The organism is Pseudomonas taiwanensis DSM 21245, assembly GCF_000425785.1.
GTDB classification, from domain to species: domain Bacteria; phylum Pseudomonadota; class Gammaproteobacteria; order Pseudomonadales; family Pseudomonadaceae; genus Aquipseudomonas; species Aquipseudomonas taiwanensis.
In genome coordinates this window covers 385,854-405,065 of record NZ_KE384450.1, presented here as the reverse complement: position 1 = coordinate 405,065, position 19,212 = coordinate 385,854, and the positions used below count along the sequence as shown (strand labels likewise).

Below are 19,212 nucleotides of genomic sequence, written 5' to 3'. Positions count from 1 at the left end.
CAAAGGCTCCAATGTCTGGCAGAATTATACGCACCTGAGCCTGTATTGCCTTACCCATCCATGCCTGTCTCCACACCTGACCTCGCCGCACTGGCCCAATCGATCAAGGATTTCGGCCGCGAACTCGGTTTTGCCCACGTTGGCATCGCCGGCGTCGACCTTGGCGAGCACGAACAGCACCTGCGGCGCTGGCTGGATGCAGGCTACCAGGGCGAGATGGACTACCTGGCGACCCACGGCAGCAAGCGCTCGCACCCCGACCAGCTGATTCCTGGCACCCTTCGGGTGGTGTCGCTGCGCATGGACTACCTGCCCGGCGATACCCAGATGGCCCAGCGCCTGGCCCAGCCGGAAAAAGCCTACGTCTCGCGCTACGCCCTGGGCCGCGACTACCACAAGCTGGTGCGCAAGCGCGTGCAGCATCTGGCCGACCGCATCCAGGAGGTGATCGGCCCCTTCGGCTATCGCGCCTTCGTCGACAGTGCCCCGGTGCTGGAAAAGGCCATTGCCGAACAGGCCGGGCTTGGCTGGATTGGCAAGAACACCCTGCTGCTCAACCGCAAGGCCGGAAGCTACTTCTTCCTCGCCGAACTGTTCGTCGACCTGCCGTTACCGGTGGACGAAGCCCACACCAGCGAGCACTGCGGACGCTGCCAGGCATGCCTGGACATCTGTCCGACCCAGGCGTTCGTGGGGCCCTACGTGCTGGATGCCAGGCGCTGTATCTCCTACCTGACCATCGAGCTCAAGGGTGCCATTCCGGTGGAACTGCGCGCGATGATCGGCAACCGGGTATTCGGTTGCGACGACTGCCAGATCGTCTGCCCGTGGAACCGATTCGCCAGCCACACCCGCGAGGACGACTTCATGCCTCGACACGGGCTGGAGAACAGCGAACTGGCCGAGATGTTCCTGTGGGACGAGAGGACCTTCCTGCGCAAGACCGAAGGAGGGCCATTGCGCCGCGCCGGGTACGAGCGCTGGCTGCGCAACCTGGCGGTGGGGTTGGGCAATGCGCCGACGACGATTCCGGTGCTGGAAGCGTTGAAGGCGCGCCGGGACGACCCTTCGGCGCTGGTGCGCGAGCACGTGGAATGGGCGCTGGGGCGGCATGGAGCGCTGTAGAGGAGGTCGAAGCTGGCGGGGTCGTCTCGCAGCGTTCAGTGCGTGGGAGATCGAGCGCCGCCCGCGCGGGCGTATCGCGAGCAACGCTCGCGCCTACCGCGATCTCAGGCCCATTCGAACCACTGGCATTACTGCCCGTCGCAGCCCGCTCTTACTGCTGGTCGTTATAGTGAAACTTGGGCATTTCCCAATGGAACCTGATTGCCAGCAAGCGCAACAGGAACCCACCGAACAAGGTCAGTAGCATGGCCTGCTCCGCTGGCACCTGGAAATGCACGCACCCCAGGTAGAACCAAGCCGCCGCGAACGACACACTGGCATACAGCTCCCGACGGAACACCAGCGGAATATCGTTGCAGAAGATATCCCGCAAGATCCCGCCAAACACCCCGGTGATCACTCCGCTGATCGAGGCCACCAGCATCCCCTGCCCCATCTCCAGCGCCGTCATGCAGCCAATCAGGGTAAAGGCCACCAGCCCCAGCGCATCGAGCACCAGGAACAACGAGCGCAGGCGACGCATCATCGGCGCGATGAAAATCGTCAGCAGCGCAGCGCAGCTGGTCAGCACCAGGTACTCCGGGTGCTTCACCCAGGTCAACGGATAATGGCCGAGCAAGACATCACGCACCGAGCCGCCCCCAAGGGCCGTGACGCAGGCGATCAGCACCACGCCAAACCAGTCCATGCCACGTCGACCGGCGGACAAGGCGCCGGTCATGGCTTCTGCGGTGATGGCAATGAGATAGAGCATCAACAACATGGTGCAGGTCCCTGCGAAAAAGGCGCGCAGTCTAACCAGTTGCCAAGGGCACCAAAAGAGGGCGTGCAGACAATATCTGCACCCTCACGGCTCAAACCTTGATGAAGTGCTCGCGATAGTGGCGCAATTCGGCGATCGATTCGCGGATATCGTCCAGCGCCAGATGGGTTCCGCCCTTCTTGAAGCTGTCGCGCACGTTAGGCGCCCAGCGTGCGGCCAACTCCTTGAGGGTCGAGACGTCAAGGTTGCGGTAGTGGAAGTAGTTTTCCAGCTCGCGCATGTGCCGGTAAAGGAAACGGCGGTCCTGACAGATGCTGTTGCCGCAGATCGGCGACTTGCCTTTGGGCACCCACTGTTCGAGGAAAGCGATGGTCTGCGCCTCGGCCTCGGCCATGCTGATACTGCTCTCGCGCACGCGCTGGGTCAGCCCCGAGGCACCGTGGGTGCGAGTGTTCCATTCGTCCATGCGCGCCAGCACTTCGTCACTGTGGTGGATGGCGATCACTGGGCCTTCGGCCAAGGTGTTCAGGTCGCTGTCGGTAACGATGGTGGCCATCTCGATGATGACGTCGTTGTCCGGATCCAGGCCGGTCATTTCCAGATCGATCCAGATCAGGTTCTGTGGGTTCTGCATGAAAGGGGCTCCTCGTATAGGCCGTCATAGTAGCCTAGCGGGGCTGACCGATGCATTCGAAGCGCAAAGGTAACGAGAATGGTCCGTCGCCCGGCATGCTAAACTGCGTGCCGTTTTCTTTTGTGCACCGCCAACACGGAACCTTCATGGCCAAACGCCAGCTCAACCGCCGCCAGAACTGGCGCATCGAAAAAATCCAGAACGAGCGCGCCGCTCGCGCCGCCAAACGCGAGCAGCATGTCCTGCAGGAGCTGGAGGGCGGCGACCTGGGGCCGGAGCAATTGGGCCTGGTGATCGCCCACTTCGGCGTACAAGTCGAGGTCGAGGCCCAGGACGGCGAGGTTGCCGGCCAGGTGTTTCGCTGCCACCTGCGGGCCAACCTGCCAGCGCTGGTGACCGGCGACCGCGTAGTCTGGCGTGCAGGCAACCAAGGCATCGGCGTGATCGTCGCGCAGATGCCCCGCAGTACCGAGCTGTGCCGACCGAACAACCATGGCCAGCTCAAACCGGTGGCGGCCAACGTCGACTTGATCGTGATCGTCTTCGCCCCGGCGCCCGAACCGCACCCCAACCTGATCGACCGCTACCTGGTGGCCGCCGAGCACGCCGGTATTCGCCCGCTGCTGCTGCTGAACAAGGCCGACCTCATCAACGAAGAGAACGGCCCGGCGCTGCATGCCCTGCTCGAGGTCTACCGCGACCTGGGCTACCCGCTGCTTGAGGTTTCGGCGCATCACGGCGATGGCATGCAACGCCTGCAGCAGATGCTGAACGAGCACATCAGCGTGTTCGTCGGTCAATCCGGGGTTGGCAAGTCTTCGCTGGTCAACAGCCTGCTGCCCGAGGCCAGCACCCGCGTCGGCGATCTGTCGGAGTGGTCGGGCCAAGGCACCCACACCACCACTACCGCACGGCTGTACCACTTCCCCAACGGCGGCGACCTGATCGACTCACCGGGGATCCGTGAGTTCGGCCTGGGTCACGTCAGCCGCAACGATGTCGAGGATGGATTCATCGAGTTTCGCGACCTGTTCGGGACGTGCCGCTTCCGCGACTGCAAGCATGATCGCGAGCCGGGTTGCGCACTGCTCAAGGCGCTGGAGGATGGGCGCATCAAGCAGCAGCGGATGAACAGCTACCGCTCGATCATCGCCAGTTTGCCCGAAGACAGTTACTGAGCCTCGGCAATGGGCCGCAAAGCGGCCCTGACCGGCTACTGGTCCTTGGCCTCGTCCATCTTCAACACACCGTCTTCGAAGATGTTCAGCTTCTGCCGTAGCTCACGCGGCTGCATCGGTGCCTCGGTCGGCGCCGGCGCCGCCGATGCTCCGGGTGCTCCAGGCGCTGCGGGCGCGGGCGTCTCGGCAGGCGGCGTCTCCGGTGTACCTTGCTCACCCTCGATGGTGCGCTGGGCCTTTTTCGTCAGCACGATGATGTCGATACGCCGGTTGACCGGGTTGAACGGGTTCTTGCGATCGAACAGCGACGATGAGGCATAGCCTACTACCCGCGCCACCTGCTCATCCGGGTAGCCGCCTGCGACAAGTGCACGGCGCGCCGCATTGGCTCGGTTGGCCGAAAGCTCCCAGTTGCCGAACTCGCCGGTACCGGCATAAGGCTTGGCATCGGTGTGACCGCTGATGCTGATCTTGTTAGGCACCGCCTTGATGGTGTCAGCCATGGCCAGCAGGATATCTTCGAAGTACGGCTGCAGGCGTGCGCTGCCCAGGTCGAACATCGGGCGGTTCTCGGCGTCCATGATCTGGATACGCAAGCCGTCCTGGGTGATCTCGAAGAGAATCTGGTCCTTGAACTTCTGCAGCTGCGGGTTCTCCTCGACTTTGTTCTGCAACTCCTGCAGCAGCAGTTCGAGGCGCTCGCGCTCCACCTGCTCGGCCATGGTTTGCACCTGGTCTTCGTTCAGCTGAATGCTGGTATCAGGTGTAGGCTCGGATTTTTGCTCCGGGTTGATGGTCTTTTCCGGAGCCAACTGCGGCGAACCACCCAAGTCGATGATGAAGGGTGTGCCGCTTTCGGTGAATCCGATCGGGTCCTTGAAATAACCGGCGATGGCGAGTTTCTGCTCGGGCGTGGCGGTAGACAGCAACCACAACACCAGGAAGAACGCCATCATCGCCGTGGCGAAGTCGGCGAAGGCGATCTTCCAGGCGCCGCCATGGTGACCGCCGCCGTAGCGCTTGACGCGCTTGATGATTATCGGCTGGTTGTTTTCCATGACTCAGCGACCGCGAACCGCTTGTTCCAATTCGGCAAAGCTCGGACGATGCTTCGGATACAGCACCTTGCGACCGAACTCGACGGCCAGCGAAGGCGGCATACCAGAGGCCGAGGCCACCAGCGAGGCCTTGATCGCCTCGTAGAGGTTGAGTTCTTCCTTGGCATCGTGCTCCAGGCACTTGGCCAGTGGGCCGAAGAAACCATAGGCCGCCAGAATACCGAAGAAGGTACCGACCAGCGCCGCACCCACGTGCAGACCGATCGATTTCTGGTCGCCATCACCCAGCGAAGCCATGGTCACCACGATACCCAGTACCGCCGCGACGATACCGAAACCGGGCATGCCGTCGGCGATGCCGTTGACCGCATGGGATGGGTGCTCGAGCTCTTCCTTCATGCTCAGCAGCTCCATGTCGAACAGCCCTTCCAGCTCGTGGGGCGCCATGTTGCCGGTGGACATGATGCGCAAGTAGTCGCAGATGAACGCGGTCATGCGCTCATCGCCAAGCACTGCGGGGTATTTTGCGAAGATCGGGCTGGCCGCTGCATCCTCGATATCGCTCTCGATGGCCATCATGCCTTCGCGACGGCTCTTGTTGAGGATTTCGTACACCAGGCCCAGCACCTCCAAGTAGAAGGTATGGGTAAAACGCGAGCCAAACATCTTCAGCGACTTCTTGATTACATGCATGGTCATGTAACCAGGGTTGGCCTGCATGAAGGCGCCGAAGGCCGCCCCACCGATGATCAGCACTTCGAACGGCTGGATCAGTGCCGCGATCTTGCCGTGGGAAAGCACGTACCCGCCGAGCACGCTCGCGAATACGACGATGATGCCGATAATTTTAGCCATAGGTTCAAAGCACTTGCAGTCGTGGTCAGGATGAGGGACGGGAGCCTTAAAACTCTTCTTCTACTTATCGGCAGAACTGCGCCAGACTATAGCCACTCAATGCGAAAAGCCAGTTCGGACTGATGTCAAAATGCCAATTGAAACTAAGGTACCTACTCAGGCTCCGCGTACATTAGACGCGTGGATCAAACTGCTGGACAGTGTCCGATTGCCGGTGCCGAAGCAGAGCCATGACACAGTATTGTCGGCGATCAACGACAGCCGCCGCTCCCTGCGCGACATTGCCGAACTGATGCAGGACAGCCCGGCCCTGGTGCTGTCAGTGATGCGCGAGGCCAATCACCCGGCCAACGCCAGCCTGGCGGAACCGGCCGAAAGCCTGGAAATCGCCCTCAATCGCCTGGGCCTGGGGCGCACCCGGGAACTGCTGATGCGCTTGCCCGCGCTGCCCGATGACGATATCCCGCCCGTGCTGCGCCAATTCCTGCTGATCAGCCAGCACGCCTCGCAGCAGGCCAACGGCCTGTTCGCCAGCCGCCTGGCGCGGCTGTGGCAAGAGATCCACTGGGGCAGCCTGCTGTTCCTGTCGCCCTTGTGGCCCATGGCCTTGGCCTACCCGAAGCTGCTCGATGCCTGGGAGCTGCGTGTTATCCACAAAGGCGAAGAGGCCGCAGAGGTCGAGTCCGAACTGTTTGGCGTGCGCATCCTGGCGCTGTGCCAAGCCGTGGCCGAGCACTGGCGCCTGTCGCAATGGGTGACACAAGGCTATCGCCTGCTGCTGGAAGAACGTGAGCAACTGAGCCAGATCCTGAGCATCGCCCGCGATCAGGACCTGCTGAGCCAGCAGCATCGCCTGGACGAAGCGCCCGCCCTGAGCCGCTGGTTCAATCAACCGGCCAACACCGTGCTGCTGGCCAACAACCTCGCGCTGGCGGCCCAGGTCGGCTGGGACAATCCGCACCTACTGCGCTGGCAGTTACTGACCGCGCTCTACCTGCAGACTTCGCTGGAAGACGTGCAGCAACAGGTTCACCAACAGGCGGCCGCCAGCGCCCGCCGCCACGCCAGGCATGCCCTGTTCCACCCTGCCGAAGCCCTTATCTGGCCATGGCATCAGCGCCGCCCGCACCCTGACATGCTGGCACCACCGCCCCCTACCCGCGAGGACCTGGGCGCCTGGCGCAAGCTGTGCGAGCAGATGCTCGCGCAACCCAGCCCATTCACCAACGCCGTGCACTTGTCCAACCAGGCGCGCCAAGCCTTGCAGGCATGCGGCATGCAGCGCATCCTGCTGTTGACCCTGGACAAGGCCAGCGACCTGCTGCGCGTCCAGCAAGCCGCCGGGCTGCCCAAGGAGGCGGCGGCGATCGCCTTGCCGGTTGCTCAGAACAGGCTGTTGCAGAAGCTGGTCAGCAAGGCCGGCCAGCTGCGCCTGACACCCGAAAACCATGCCCAGTTCTCAGCACTGCTGCCTCCCCCCCTGCGCGCGTTCTTTCGCAGCGAGCATGTGTTGCTGCGTTCGCTGGCGGTCAACGACCAGGTGCTGATGCTGGCCGTGGCCGACCAGGGCGGCAAGCCACTGGCCGATGTCAGCGTGCAAGCTTTCGGCAAGACCGCGCAATGCATCGAGCGTGCTCTGGCGGTGTTTGCCACCCGCAACGCCTGAGCCTTGCGCTACAATCGCCCCTCTTTCCACACTGGAGAACGTGGATGACTGACTTTTCCGGATTGCCCCTGGTGATCGAACCCGAGGACCTGTTGCCACGCCTGAATTCGCCGCAACTGATCCTGGTCGACCTGAGCAGCGCCAACCGCTATGTCAGCGGGCATATCCCCGGGGCACGCTTCGTCGAGGGCAAGCGCACCCAGCTCGGCCAGCCGCCAGCGCCAGGCCTGCTGCCAGCCCTGACTGACCTGGAGAAGCTGTTCGGCGAACTCGGCCATCGCGACGATGCCGTCTATGTGGTCTACGACGATGAAGGGGGCGGCTGGGCCGGCCGCTTCATCTGGCTGCTGGATGTGATTGGTCACAAGGCCTACCACTACCTCAATGGCGGTATCCAGTCGTGGCCGGCCGACAAGCTGTCCACCGACGTGCCTGCCGCGGCCAGCACATCGGTGAGACTGCACCTGCACCAGGAGCCCACCGCCACCCGCGAATACCTGCAAAGCCGCCTGGATGCCGACGACCTGGTGATCTGGGATGCCCGCGGCCCACAAGAGTTTTCTGGCGAGAAGGTGCTGGCGGCCAAGGGCGGACACATTCCAGGGGCCATCAACTTCGAGTGGACCGCAGGCATGGACCTCAACGACCACCTGCGCATCCGCAAGGACATCGCCGAAGTCCTCCAGAGCCTGGGCATCACGCCGGACAAGGAAGTGATCACCCACTGCCAGACCCACCGCCGCTCCGGTTTCACCTACCTGGTGGCCAAAGCCCTTGGCTACCCGCGCATCAAGGCTTACGCCGGTTCGTGGAGCGAATGGGGCAACCACCCGGACACGCCTGTAGAAGTCTAAGGAACCTGCATGAAATCCCGTTTGTTCATCATCAGCCAGTACCTGCTGCCGCATCATCTGCTGTCGCGGCTGGCGGGCTGCATCGCCGAGTGCCGCGCGCGCTGGTTCAAGAATGCCTTTACCGCCTGGTTCGCCAAGCGCTACCAGGTGAACATGAACGAAGCACTGGTCGAAGACCTCACCGCCTACGAGCACTTCAACGCCTTCTTCACCCGCGCCCTCAAGCCAGGCGCGCGCCCGCTGGACGAAACCCCCGGCGCGATCCTTTGCCCGGCCGACGGTGCGGTGAGCCAACTGGGCCCGATCGAGCACGGCCGGATCTTCCAGGCCAAGGGCCACAGCTTCAGCGCGCTGGAGCTGCTGGGCGGCGACCCTGCCCTGGCGGCGCCCTTCATGGGCGGTGAATTCGCCACCATCTACCTGTCGCCCAAGGACTACCACCGCGTGCACATGCCGCTTGCCGGCACCCTGCGCGAAATGGTCTATGTGCCGGGCCGCCTGTTCTCGGTCAACCAGACCACCGCGGAGAACGTCCCCGAACTGTTCGCTCGCAACGAGCGTGTGGTCTGCCTGTTCGATACCGAGCGGGGCCCGATGGCCGTGGTGCTGGTCGGTGCGATGATCGTCGCCTCGATCGAAACCGTTTGGGCAGGCCTGGTCACGCCCCCCAAGCGTGAGCTGAAGACGTTCCGCTATGACGAAGGCAGCCGTGCGCCGATTCATCTGGAAAAAGGCGCCGAACTGGGTCGCTTCAAGCTGGGCTCGACCGCCATCGTGCTGTTCGGTCCAGAGCAAGTGAAGTGGGCCGAGTCGCTGGGCGCTGGCTCGGCGGTGCGCATGGGCCAGCTGCTGGCTCAGCCGCAACAAGGTTGATCGCTTCAACGCCCCCGGCGCAAGGCCGGGGGCGTCTTCTTGGCAGCAATGGCTAACCGAGCAGGCTGCGGAAGCCGATCGGGCCCTCGTTGTTGTAAGTGTTGGTACCGTTGAGAGTAAGCCCGCCATCCTCGGACCTGACGCTCAAGGCGACGACGCTCTGGTTGTCGCGCCCACCGATCACCCACTCCCCGCCCGGATGCCAAGGGGCACTGCTGCCACCCCACTGGTTCTGCACCTGGTAGCGGTTCTGCGCGATGCGCTTGCCCTGGAAGCCGATCGGTCCCTCGCCGGCATAGGTCATGACACCTTGCAGAGTCTGACCTCCATCGGTCGACTTGACGTCCACCGACACCACCTTCTGATTGTCGCGGCCACCGATTACCCAGATTCCGCCCGGGTGCCAAGGTGCCGAGTTACCGCCCCACTGATTCTCCACTGCGTACTTGAACATGAACTTCATCTCCTTGAAGTTGATAGCCACGAGGACTCCCCCCGGGCCAGCACGGTCGATGGGTGAACCGTACGGATCCAAGCCTAGATGGTGATCAAAGGATGACTTAGAACAGTTCGCAATCAGCGATGTAGCAGCCAGTTGCCACGCCCCTCAGCCCCGCAGACGCCGCCTTGTACCGGGAAAGGGCCGCCAGGCGGCCCTCTGGCGACTCGAGGCCGCTCCCACGGTGCCGTGCAGGGCACCAGAGGCTGGGATCAACCCCGCGCGTCGCGGTCGCGCATGCCCAGCAAATACAGCACGCCGTCGAGGCCCAAGGTGGAAATCGCCTGTTTGGCCGACTGACGCACCAGTGGTTTGGCCCGGAAGGCCACGCCCAGGCCGGCCAGCGAGAGCATCGGCAAGTCGTTGGCACCGTCGCCCACGGCGATGGTCTGGTCCAGTTGCAGGCCCTCTTCGCTCGCCAGTTGCTGCAGCAGGTCGGCCTTGCGCTGGGCGTCGACGATCGGCTCCACGGCCACGCCGGTCACTTTGCCATCGACCACTTCCAGTTCGTTGGCGAACACATAGTCGATGCCCAGGCGCGCCTGGACCTGCTTGGCGAAGTAGGAGAAGCCGCCCGAGAGGATCGCGGTCTTGTAACCCAGGCGCTTGAGCTCGGCGAACAGGTTCTCGGCACCCTCGGTCAGACGCAGGGAAGCGCCGATCTCGTCCAGTACGCCCACATCCAGGCCCTTGAGCAGCGCCATGCGCTCCTTGAAGCTGGCGCGAAAATCCAGCTCGCCGCGCATCGCCCGCTCGGTGATCGCCGAGACCTGTTCGCCCACACCCGCGGCCTTGGCCAACTCGTCGATGACCTCGGCCTCAATCAGCGTCGAGTCCATGTCGAACACCGCCAGACGGCGATTGCGGCGATACAGGTCGTCCTTCTGGAAGGCGATGTCGATCTTCAACTCGTCCGACAGGGCGAAGAAGTCCGCGCGCAGGGCCTGGGCATCGCTCGGTTCGCCACGGACGGAGATCTCCAGGGCGGCCTTGCCTTTTTCCTGCTGGGCATCCAGCACCACCCGGGCCGACAGGCGCTCGATGCGCTCGATGGTCAGCTCGTACTTACTGATGACCGCACTCACCCGTTGCAATTGCTCGGGGGTGATCTTACGGCTGAGCAGCGTAACGATGTGGCGTGCCTCACCGTGACCGTCAGCCCAGTGCTGGTAGTCAGCCTCGGAAATGGGCGTGTAGCGCGCCTGCAGGTTCAGCTCATGGGCCTTGGCCTGGACGGCTTGCAGCAGGCGGGTGGACACTTCGTTGTCCGGGATATCGACCAGGATGCCGAACGACAACGTGCCATGCATGACCGCAAGACCTATGTCGAGGATGTTCACTCCGCCCTGGAGCAGGACGCCGGTAATGGCCGCAGTGAGACCGGGACGGTCCTCACCGGTGATGTTGATCAGGACGATTTCGCGCACAACCTGGCTCCGACTTCGATGAAAAATGCGCATTCTACCGATTTTCCGTGACCATCGGGCGCCAACGATACTTTGCCGACAAAACACGGCTCGCTATACTGCGCAACACTTTTCCGCCATAAAGAGCCGCGCTCTGTGAACCGGCCTACGCCCGTCAAACCAGACAACTTCTTCCTGATGATCTTCCGTGCCCTGCGCCAACGTCGCATTCCCCTGGCACTGCGCATCGCCATCACCAACATTTTCCTGGTGGCGCTAGCGTTAGTGATCTACGCCTGCGTGATGGGCCTGCAATTCAAGCAGGCCATGCACGAACAGGCCGACGCCCTTGGCCAGAGCCTGACCACCCAGACCGCCACCTCGGCGACCGAGTTGCTGGTGTCCAACGACATCCTCAGCCTCAACGTGCTGCTGGGCAACCTGGTGAAGAACCCGCTGGTAGCCCATGCCGCCATCTACAGCGTGGATAACCGCATACTGGCCGAAGCCGGCCAGCGCCCGCGCAACAGCCTGCTGGGCGAGGCCGAGGGCCTGTATCAGACCAAAATCACCTTCCAGGACGTGACCGCCGGGCAACTGCGCATCAGCCTGGACATGAGCCAGTTCCAGCAACCGATGCTGATCAGCCTGCAAAGCATGGGCATCCTGGCTGCGATCCTACTGGCACTGGCTTTGAGCCTGAGCCTGCGCCAGGGCCGTTACATCACCACGCCGCTGCTGCAACTGCGCGTATGGCTGCGTGATCCGCACCCCTATACCCCGGCTACCGACCGTCAGGATGAAATCGGCGACCTGGCTCGCCAACTGCACGCACGCCTGGCCCCTCCTCCGCCCCCGGAGCCGGAGGAAGAGGAAGACGACGAGGACAGCTTCGACGACCTGCACGACGTCGCCACCACCGCCAAGCCAGCACCACGAGCGCACGCCGTGGCGCAGGCGGACGACGAAGACGATGAGGCGTTTGCCGGGCTGTTGGACGAAGACAGCCCCCCCAAGGCCAGCGCTGTCTCCTCCAGCGAGCCGCAGAACACCGCAGTGCTAGCGGTCCAGCTGGGCTCCCAGGAGCAGCTGCGCCGTTTGCCACGCACACGCCTGACCGAGCTGCTGGAGCGTTACCGCGACTGCCTGGAACAAGCGGCGTCGCTGTACGAAGGCGAAACCTACACGCTCAATGACGGCAGCACCCTGGTGCTCTTCCACAGTGGCGACAGTGGCGAGGACTACCTGACCAATGCCATCTGCTGTGGCGAGTTGCTGCGCGCCTTGGGCCATGCACTGCAGATCGAAGTGGCGGACAGCGGTATTACCCTGCAACTGCAGTTGGGCCTCGTATCGGGCGATGATCTGCAAGGTATGGAGCAGGTCGACCTGCTGATGACCGAAAAGGCCCAGGACGCCCTGGCCCTGTCCCAGCACAGCCGCAACCTGCTGCTGGTCGAGCGCCAGATCAGCGATGACAACCTGATTCGCCAGCGGGCTCGTATCCGGCCGATCGCCAGCCCTGAAGGCGCGTGCTGCGTAGAACGCTTGATGGAGCCTTATCCGTCGATGCTGGAGCGGCAACTGGCGCGCATGCACGAGCGCCGAGCCTGATCGCCGGCCAAGCGTTCCTGGAGCCGGCGCCCTGCAGAGGCTGCATGGCCAGAATGCCAGGCACAAAAAAGCCCGCAGCGATGCGGGCCTTTTTTTGCCTGGCGGTTCGATCAGAACCGATAGACTTCCATATCGGTACGAATCGGTGACGCCATCGGAATCTTGGATTTCTCTGGCCCTTTCTTCACCTGCACCGGTGCAGCGGGTTTCTTCGGCGCCTCTTCGGCGATGGCCGGTTGATTGGCCAACGGCTTGACCGCGGTGCTCAACTGTTCAGCCAGCTTCTGCAGCAACTGCCCCTGGGCTTGCACTTGCGAAGCTTCGCTACCCTCGTGCGGCTGCTCGAGGTGGACGATGCGGTTGTCACGGACGTGGCCACGACGGTCGAGCAGACGCCACTGGGCGTCGAGGATCGCCGGTTGGTTCTTGCCCGAATCCAGGCGGGTAATCGACAGCAGCACCTGCACGTCCGGCGTGAAGCCCGTGCTCGCCGGGGCCAGGACGACGCGCTGGCTGTCCAGGCGCCAGGCCAGCTGACGTACCAGCAATTGATCGATATCCGCCGACAGGCTGCCCGCCCAACGGCCATCGGTGGCCGAACTCAAGCTGCCGTCAGGCTGACGCTGCAGGAAGGTTTCGCGCTGCAGGTAATCGGCGATCGATACCGGGCCGAGCACCACGGCCATGCCCGCACTCTGCGAAGGCTGGCCGGGATCACCACTATCGAGTTGGTACAGGGCCATGGGCTGATGCATGCTGCATCCGCCCAGTCCCAGCAAACCCGTCATCAGCAGCGCAAATGGAAGGCGCAGGAATTTCATTCATCCCATCCAGGCGGTCGCCACCAGGCAAACCGCAGTGATACTCATGTAGATTCAATCGGGTACTCGGCCACGCCGGCACCACAAGGGCACTATCATCCGCGAAATATTGGCCCGACTCCAGCATTTCTGCCTGGAACGACGCTGAAATTGCCGTTCCAGACAGACTACTCGCTTATGCCGGGACTTCCACCTGCAACCCGTCTACCCGCTGGAACCCGCGTGGCAGCTTACTACCGCGTCGGCCCCGCTCACCCTTGTAGTGCTCAAGGTCATCTGGTTTCAGGGATAGGGTACGCTTGCCAGCTTGCAACACAAGAGTCGCTCCCTCGGCGATGACGGCCAAATCTGTGACAAATTCTTCACGGCTGGCCACTCGATCACCGGGCACGCCAATGATCTTGTTGCCCTTGCCCTTGGCCAACTGCGGCAGGTCGGCAACCTTGAACACCAGCAGGCGCCCTTCGCTCGTCACCGCGGCCAGCCAGTCCTGCTCACGGTTGGCCACCGGGCGCGGAGTCATCACCTTGGCACCGTTTGGCAGGCTCAGCAGGCCCTTGCCGGCCTTGTTCTTCGCCTGCAGGTCCTCGCCCTTGACCACGAAGCCGTAACCGGCGTCCGAAGCCACCACGTAGAGCGCATCGTCGTCCGGCAATAGCACGCACTCGAAGGTGGCACCTGGCGGCGGTGTCAGACGACCGGTCAGTGGCTCACCCTGGCCCCGTGCCGAAGGCAGGGTGTGCGCAGCCAGCGAATAGCTGCGGCCGGTCGAGTCGATGAGCACGGCAAACTGGTTGGAGCGACCAGCAGCCGCCGCCTTGAAGCCGTCGCCCGCCTTGTACGAAAGCCCGGTGGCATCGATATCGTGGCCTTTGGCGCAGCGTACCCAGCCCTTTTCCGACAACACCACGGTCACAGGCTCAGTCGGCATCAGCTCATTTTCCGACAGCGCCTTGGCCTCTGCGCGCTCGACGATCGGCGAACGGCGGTCGTCGCCGTAGGTTTCAGCGTCCTTGATCAGCTCGCTGCGCACCAGCTTGCGCAGTTTCGCATCGCTGCCAAGCAGCGCGAGCAGCTTGGCCTGTTCCTTGAGCAACTCGTCCTGCTCGCCACGGATTTTCATTTCTTCCAGGCGAGCCAGCTGGCGCAAGCGGGTTTCAAGGATGTACTCGGCCTGGATTTCAGTCAGGTCGAAACGCGCGATCAGGGCCTGCTTGGGCTGGTCCTCGGTGCGGATGATGTGGATCACTTCGTCCAGGTTGAGGAACGCGGTGAGCAAACCCTCCAACAGGTGCAGGCGCTTCTCGACCTTTTCCAGACGGTGCTGCAGGCGGCGGCGGACAGTACCGATGCGGTATTCCAGCCACTCCAGCAACAGCGCACGCAGATTCTTGAGCTGCGGACGGCCATCCAGACCAATGATGTTGACGTTGACCCGATAACTGCTTTCCAGATCAGTGGTAGCGAACAGGTGCTGCATCAGTTCGGCGGCATCCACACGGTTGGAACGCGGGATGATGACGATACGGCAAGGGTTCTCGTGGTCCGACTCATCGCGCAGGTCGGCAACCATCGGCAGCTTCTTTGCCTGCATCTGCGCGGCGATCTGCTCCAGCACCTTGGCACCGGAGACCTGATGCGGCAGCGCGGTGACCACGATATCGCCGTCTTCGACGCGATAGACCGCACGCATGCGGATCGAGCCGCGGCCACTTTCGTAGATCTTGAGGATCTCGGCACGCGGCGTGACGATTTCGGCTTCGGTCGGGTAATCCGGGCCCTGGATATGCTCGCACAGTTGCTCGATGGTGGCCTTGGGCTCGTCGAGCAGGCGCACACAGGCGCTGGCCACCTCGCGCAGGTTGTGCGGCGGCACGTCGGTCGCCATGCCCACGGCGATACCCGTGGTGCCGTTGAGCAGGATGTTCGGCAGGCGCGCCGGCAGCACCGCCGGCTCCTGCAAGGTACCGTCGAAGTTCGGCACCCAGTCCACCGTACCTTGGCCCAGCTCGCTGAGCAGCACTTCGGAGTAACGCGACAGGCGCGCCTCGGTGTAACGCATCGCGGCGAACGACTTCGGATCATCCGGCGCACCCCAGTTACCCTGGCCATCGACCAGGGTGTAGCGGTAGCTGAACGGCTGCGCCATCAACACCATCGCTTCGTAGCAGGCCGAGTCGCCGTGGGGGTGGAACTTGCCGAGCACGTCACCGACGGTACGGGCGGATTTCTTGTGCTTGGCGTCGGCATCGAGCCCCAACTCGCTCATGGCGTAGACGATGCGTCGCTGCACCGGCTTCAGGCCGTCGCCGATATGCGGCAGGGCCCGGTCCATGATCACGTACATGGAATAGTTGAGGTAGGCCTGTTCGGTGAAGTCAGCCAGCGAGCGGCGTTCGACGCCGTCGAGGCTGAGTTCCAGTGAGTCGCTCATGCGGGCCTCGTCATTTCAGGTTCTGGCGCAGCAGCATGGTGCCGCCGCGCTGGGTAAATTCAAGTTGTTTCAGCGCGCTCATGCCCAGCAGTACCGTCTGGCCATCCAGACCGGGCACCACCAGTGCGCGCACGCCTTGCAGGCGGATATCGCCCAACTGCAGGCTGTCCAGGCGAGTCCGATAGCCCTCGGTGCGACCGTTGGCGGTGCTCAGGGTCACCGGGCTGCCCCGCTCCAGGTCCAGGTCGCGGGCCAGCGTTTCGGGTATCGCCACATCCGTAGCGCCAGTGTCGAGCATGAAATGCACCCCCTGGCCATTGATCGCGCCGTCCGCGACGAAATGGCCCTGGCCATTGCTCAGCAAGCGCACCTCGATGAAACCTTCGCCATGCTCGGACTGCACGTGCACGTTCGGATTGTGTTCACGGGCTTCCCAATCACCAAAAAAACGCGTGGCCAGAAACAGCGCCGCCACCCAGGCGACGAACATCAGGACCTTGCCCGCGCGCTTTCCCGGTGGCTGGCTCATGGCTTGGCACTCCAACCACCTTCGGGCGCAGCGAAGCGCCAGACGATCGGGCGCGTTTCACCGTCGGCACGGTCGCCGTTGTTGTTGTCCAGGCCGACCCAGGCCCCTTTCGCATCGATTACCAAGGCCTCGGCCAGACCGAACGGCTGATCATACCGGCGCCCCTCCACCAGGGCATCGGCGGCGAACGACCAGCAACGCTCGACCGTGCCCGTACCGGCATCGCGACGGCAGATGCGGTAGGCGTTGCGCTCGAGCGTGAATAGCTTGCCGTCGAACCAGGCCAGATCGGAAAAGTCTCGCGATAACGCTTGCGGGTTAGGCATCTGTGCGGGCTGCATCTCGACACCGGCCTCGCTGAGCAGCACGCAACTGCGCTCGCAGGTCCAGACCGACTGCTGGCGCTGCACCGCCACCAGGCCCCGGCGCTCACGCTCTGCTGCCAACCACAGGCGGTCGCCCGCCGGGTTGATCGCCAGTCCTTCGAACAAGGCATTGAAGTTCAGCAGCATGCCACTGGCACGGGCCTGGCGAATCATCGCAGGGTCGATCTTCAACCAGACTGGCTCCCCGTCGACGGGCAACTGCAGCACCGCCGCGTGGGCCTCGCTGACCAGGAAGATATTGCCTGCCTGATCGCAGGTAATGCCTTCGTAGTCCAATTCGCCACCGCGAATGTACGAAGCCGCCCAGTTGCGCGACTTCAGCCCCCAGGGCAAGCCGCTTTCCGGCACGGGCGGCGGCGTGAAGGTCAGCGGCTGGGCACGCCAGACTGCACCTTGCTGGTCGAAGCGGTAGATGCGGTCGTCATCCCGGTCGGACACGCCCCATAAGCCGCCGCGGCAAAAGGCCAGACCGGACAGGTTGCCACCACGCATGCCCTCGATCGGGTGCTCTGCGGTGAGCTTGAGCTCCGGCCAGTTGCCCGCCAGGCTCGGCAGGGCAACCAACGCAAGGCAGGCCGCGAACAGCAGACGAATCAAACCAGGACCTCGGCCAGGTTACCTTTGGTTTCCAGCCAGCTCTTGCGGTCACCGGCACGCTTCTTGGCCAACAGCATGTCCATGATTTCGGTGGTGCCCTGCAGATCATCCAGGGTCAGTTGGACCAGGCGCCGGGTGTTCGGATCCATAGTGGTCTCGCGCAGCTGCGGCGGGTTCATTTCACCCAGGCCCTTGAATCGGGTGACCTGCGGCTTGCCACGCTTCTTCTCGGCCACCAGGCGGTCGAGAATACCGTCGCGCTCAGCCTCGTCGAGGGCGTAGTAGATTTCCTTGCCCAGGTCGATGCGGTACAGCGGCGGCATCGCCACATAGACGTGGCCGGCCTCGACCAGCGGCCGGAAGTGCTGCACAAACAGGGCACACAACAAGGTTGCGATGTGCAGGCCGTCGGAGTCGGCGTCGGCGAGGATGCAGATCTTGCCGTAACGCAGCTGCGACAGGTCCGCGGCACCCGGATCGACGCCGATGGCAACGGCGATGTTGTGCACTTCCTGGCTGGCCAGGACTTCGCCACCGTCCACTTCCCAGGTGTTGAGGATCTTGCCGCGCAGCGGCAGGATCGCCTGGAACTCCTTGTCGCGCGCCTGCTTGGCCGAGCCACCGGCCGAATCACCCTCGACCAGGAAAAGCTCGGCCCGCATCGGGTCCTGACCTGCGCAGTCCGCCAGTTTGCCAGGCAGCGCCGGGCCCTGGGTCACGCGCTTGCGCTCGACCTTCTTGCTGGCTTTGAGGCGGCGGCCGGCGTTACTGATGGCAAGCTCCGCCAGTTGCATACCCATCTCGGGGTGGGCGTTGAGCCACAGGCTGAACGCGTCCTTGACCACGCCCGAGACGAACGCCGCCGCCTCGCGGGAGGACAAGCGCTCCTTGGTCTGACCGGAAAACTGGGGTTCCTGCATCTTCATCGACAGGACGAAGGTGATGCGCTCCCAGACATCTTCCGGCGCCAGCTTCACACCCCGTGGCAGCAGGTTACGGAACTCGCAGAACTCGCGCATGGCGTCGAGCAGGCCCTGGCGCAGGCCATTGACGTGGGTACCGCCCTGGGCGGTGGGAATCAGGTTGACGTAGCTTTCCTGAACACTGTCACCGCCCTCAGGCAACCACAACAGTGCCCAGTCGACGGCTTCCTTGTTGCCCGCCAGGCTGCCACAAAACGGCTCATCGGGCAGGCGCTGGAACTCGCTGACCGAGTCGACCAGGTAAGAACGCAGGCCGTCCTCGTAATGCCACTCGACTTTCTCGCCCGTGGACTTGTCCTCGAAGCTGACCAGCAGGCCCGGGCACAACACGGCCTTGGCCTTGAGCACATGCTTGAGGCGGCTGATGGAAAACTTCGGCGAATCGAAATACTTCGGGTCGGGGCTGAAGTACACGCTGGTACCGGTGTTGCGCTTGCCCACCGTACCGACCACTTCCAGCTCGCTGGCCTTGAAGCCGTCGGCGAAGGTCATCTGGTATTCGTTGCCGTCGCGCTTGACGCGCACACGCACCTGGGTCGACAGGGCGTTGACCACGGAAATACCGACACCATGCAGGCCGCCGGAGAACTGGTAGTTCTTGTTGGAGAACTTGCCGCCTGCGTGCAGCTTGGTCAGGATCAGCTCGACCCCCGACACGCCTTCTTCAGGGTGGATGTCCACCGGCATGCCGCGGCCATCGTCGCTGACTTCCAGCGAGTGGTCGGCGTGGAGGATCACCTGCACCGAACGGGCGTGGCCGGCCAAGGCTTCGTCGACACTGTTGTCGATGACTTCCTGAGCCAGGTGGTTCGGCCGGCTGGTATCGGTGTACATGCCCGGCCGCTTACGGACCGGGTCAAGGCCCGAGAGGACTTCGATGGCGTCTGCGTTATAGGCGCTAGCGCTGGGATTGGCCATGGGTTCTCGTCGTCAGTCT

The 19,212-nt window shown here is 63.3% G+C and carries 17 protein-coding genes; 6 read left to right on the top strand and 11 right to left on the bottom strand.

The window, feature by feature from the left end:
- The first annotated feature begins 60 nt into the window (after positions 1-60).
- Positions 61-1,125, top strand: coding sequence for a tRNA epoxyqueuosine(34) reductase QueG (queG, locus tag H620_RS0120730; RefSeq protein WP_027907964.1), 1,065 nt, complete (start codon positions 61-63; stop codon positions 1,123-1,125).
- A gap of 151 nt (positions 1,126-1,276) precedes the next feature.
- On the opposite strand, the gene H620_RS0120725 is transcribed toward queG, so the two are convergent.
- Positions 1,277-1,888, bottom strand: coding sequence for a trimeric intracellular cation channel family protein (locus tag H620_RS0120725; RefSeq protein ID WP_023378461.1), 612 nt, complete (start codon positions 1,886-1,888; stop codon positions 1,277-1,279).
- A 91-nt stretch (positions 1,889-1,979) separates the two neighbouring features.
- Positions 1,980-2,522, bottom strand: a complete 543-nt coding sequence (gene orn, locus H620_RS0120720) for an oligoribonuclease (protein ID WP_023378460.1) — start codon at positions 2,520-2,522, stop codon at positions 1,980-1,982.
- Between the two features lie 146 nt (positions 2,523-2,668).
- Between orn and rsgA the strand changes: the two genes are divergently transcribed.
- Entirely contained in the window at positions 2,669-3,700 is a 1,032-nt protein-coding gene (rsgA, locus tag H620_RS0120715; protein WP_023378459.1) for a small ribosomal subunit biogenesis GTPase RsgA, read from the top strand.
- A gap of 35 nt (positions 3,701-3,735) precedes the next feature.
- Here the strand turns inward: rsgA and motB are convergent, their stop codons facing one another.
- Together motB and motA are read right to left on the bottom strand one after the other, a co-directional pair.
- Positions 3,736-4,758 (bottom strand): flagellar motor protein MotB, encoded by a 1,023-nt coding sequence (gene motB, locus H620_RS0120710; protein WP_023378458.1) that lies wholly within the window; start codon positions 4,756-4,758, stop codon positions 3,736-3,738.
- A 3-nt stretch (positions 4,759-4,761) separates the two neighbouring features.
- Positions 4,762-5,613, bottom strand: coding sequence for a flagellar motor stator protein MotA (motA, locus tag H620_RS0120705; RefSeq protein ID WP_023378457.1), 852 nt, complete (start codon positions 5,611-5,613; stop codon positions 4,762-4,764).
- Positions 5,614-5,743: 130 nt separating this feature from the next.
- On the opposite strand from motA, the gene H620_RS0120700 reads away from it, so the two are divergent.
- From H620_RS0120700 to asd, 3 genes are read left to right on the top strand one after another with little or no spacing between them, the layout of a single operon-like run.
- Positions 5,744-7,279, top strand: a complete 1,536-nt coding sequence (locus tag H620_RS0120700) for an HDOD domain-containing protein (RefSeq protein WP_023378456.1) — start codon at positions 5,744-5,746, stop codon at positions 7,277-7,279.
- A gap of 44 nt (positions 7,280-7,323) precedes the next feature.
- Positions 7,324-8,133: a rhodanese-like domain-containing protein gene (locus tag H620_RS27525; RefSeq protein ID WP_027907963.1), complete on the top strand. Its 810-nt coding sequence runs from the start codon at positions 7,324-7,326 to the stop codon at positions 8,131-8,133.
- 9 nt (positions 8,134-8,142) lie between these two features.
- Positions 8,143-9,006: an archaetidylserine decarboxylase gene (asd, locus tag H620_RS27520; protein WP_023378454.1), complete on the top strand. Its 864-nt coding sequence runs from the start codon at positions 8,143-8,145 to the stop codon at positions 9,004-9,006.
- A gap of 52 nt (positions 9,007-9,058) precedes the next feature.
- Here the strand turns inward: asd and H620_RS0120685 are convergent, their stop codons facing one another.
- Both H620_RS0120685 and serB read right to left on the bottom strand, forming a co-directional pair.
- Positions 9,059-9,490 (bottom strand): lectin OAA family protein, encoded by a 432-nt coding sequence (locus H620_RS0120685; protein WP_023378453.1) that lies wholly within the window; start codon positions 9,488-9,490, stop codon positions 9,059-9,061.
- A gap of 227 nt (positions 9,491-9,717) precedes the next feature.
- Complete coding sequence (gene serB / locus H620_RS0120680) at positions 9,718-10,932, bottom strand: phosphoserine phosphatase SerB (RefSeq protein WP_023378452.1); 1,215 nt, start codon at positions 10,930-10,932, stop codon at positions 9,718-9,720.
- A 135-nt stretch (positions 10,933-11,067) separates the two neighbouring features.
- On the opposite strand from serB, the gene H620_RS0120675 reads away from it, so the two are divergent.
- On the top strand, positions 11,068-12,525 hold the full coding sequence (locus H620_RS0120675) for an AhpA/YtjB family protein (protein ID WP_027907961.1): 1,458 nt from the start codon (positions 11,068-11,070) through the stop codon (positions 12,523-12,525).
- A 110-nt stretch (positions 12,526-12,635) separates the two neighbouring features.
- Here H620_RS0120675 and H620_RS0120670 read toward each other — a convergent pair whose 3' ends face one another.
- The 5 genes from H620_RS0120670 to parE form a co-directional block, all read right to left on the bottom strand.
- Positions 12,636-13,346, bottom strand: coding sequence for a PqiC family protein (locus H620_RS0120670; protein WP_027907960.1), 711 nt, complete (start codon positions 13,344-13,346; stop codon positions 12,636-12,638).
- 175 nt (positions 13,347-13,521) lie between these two features.
- Entirely contained in the window at positions 13,522-15,780 is a 2,259-nt protein-coding gene (gene parC / locus H620_RS0120665) for a DNA topoisomerase IV subunit A (RefSeq protein ID WP_023378448.1), read from the bottom strand.
- A gap of 10 nt (positions 15,781-15,790) precedes the next feature.
- On the bottom strand, positions 15,791-16,309 hold the full coding sequence (locus H620_RS0120660; protein ID WP_023378447.1) for a retropepsin-like aspartic protease family protein: 519 nt from the start codon (positions 16,307-16,309) through the stop codon (positions 15,791-15,793).
- Positions 16,306-17,292 (bottom strand): esterase-like activity of phytase family protein, encoded by a 987-nt coding sequence (locus H620_RS0120655; protein WP_023378445.1) that lies wholly within the window; start codon positions 17,290-17,292, stop codon positions 16,306-16,308. Before H620_RS0120655 ends, H620_RS0120660 begins: the two co-directional genes overlap by 4 nt.
- Positions 17,289-19,193 carry a DNA topoisomerase IV subunit B gene (gene parE / locus H620_RS0120650; protein WP_027907959.1) on the bottom strand — a complete coding sequence of 635 codons (1,905 nt, stop codon included), beginning with the start codon at positions 19,191-19,193 and terminating at the stop codon, positions 17,289-17,291. The genes H620_RS0120655 and parE overlap by 4 nt, the downstream gene beginning before the upstream one ends.
- Positions 19,194-19,212: the final 19 nt, after the last annotated feature.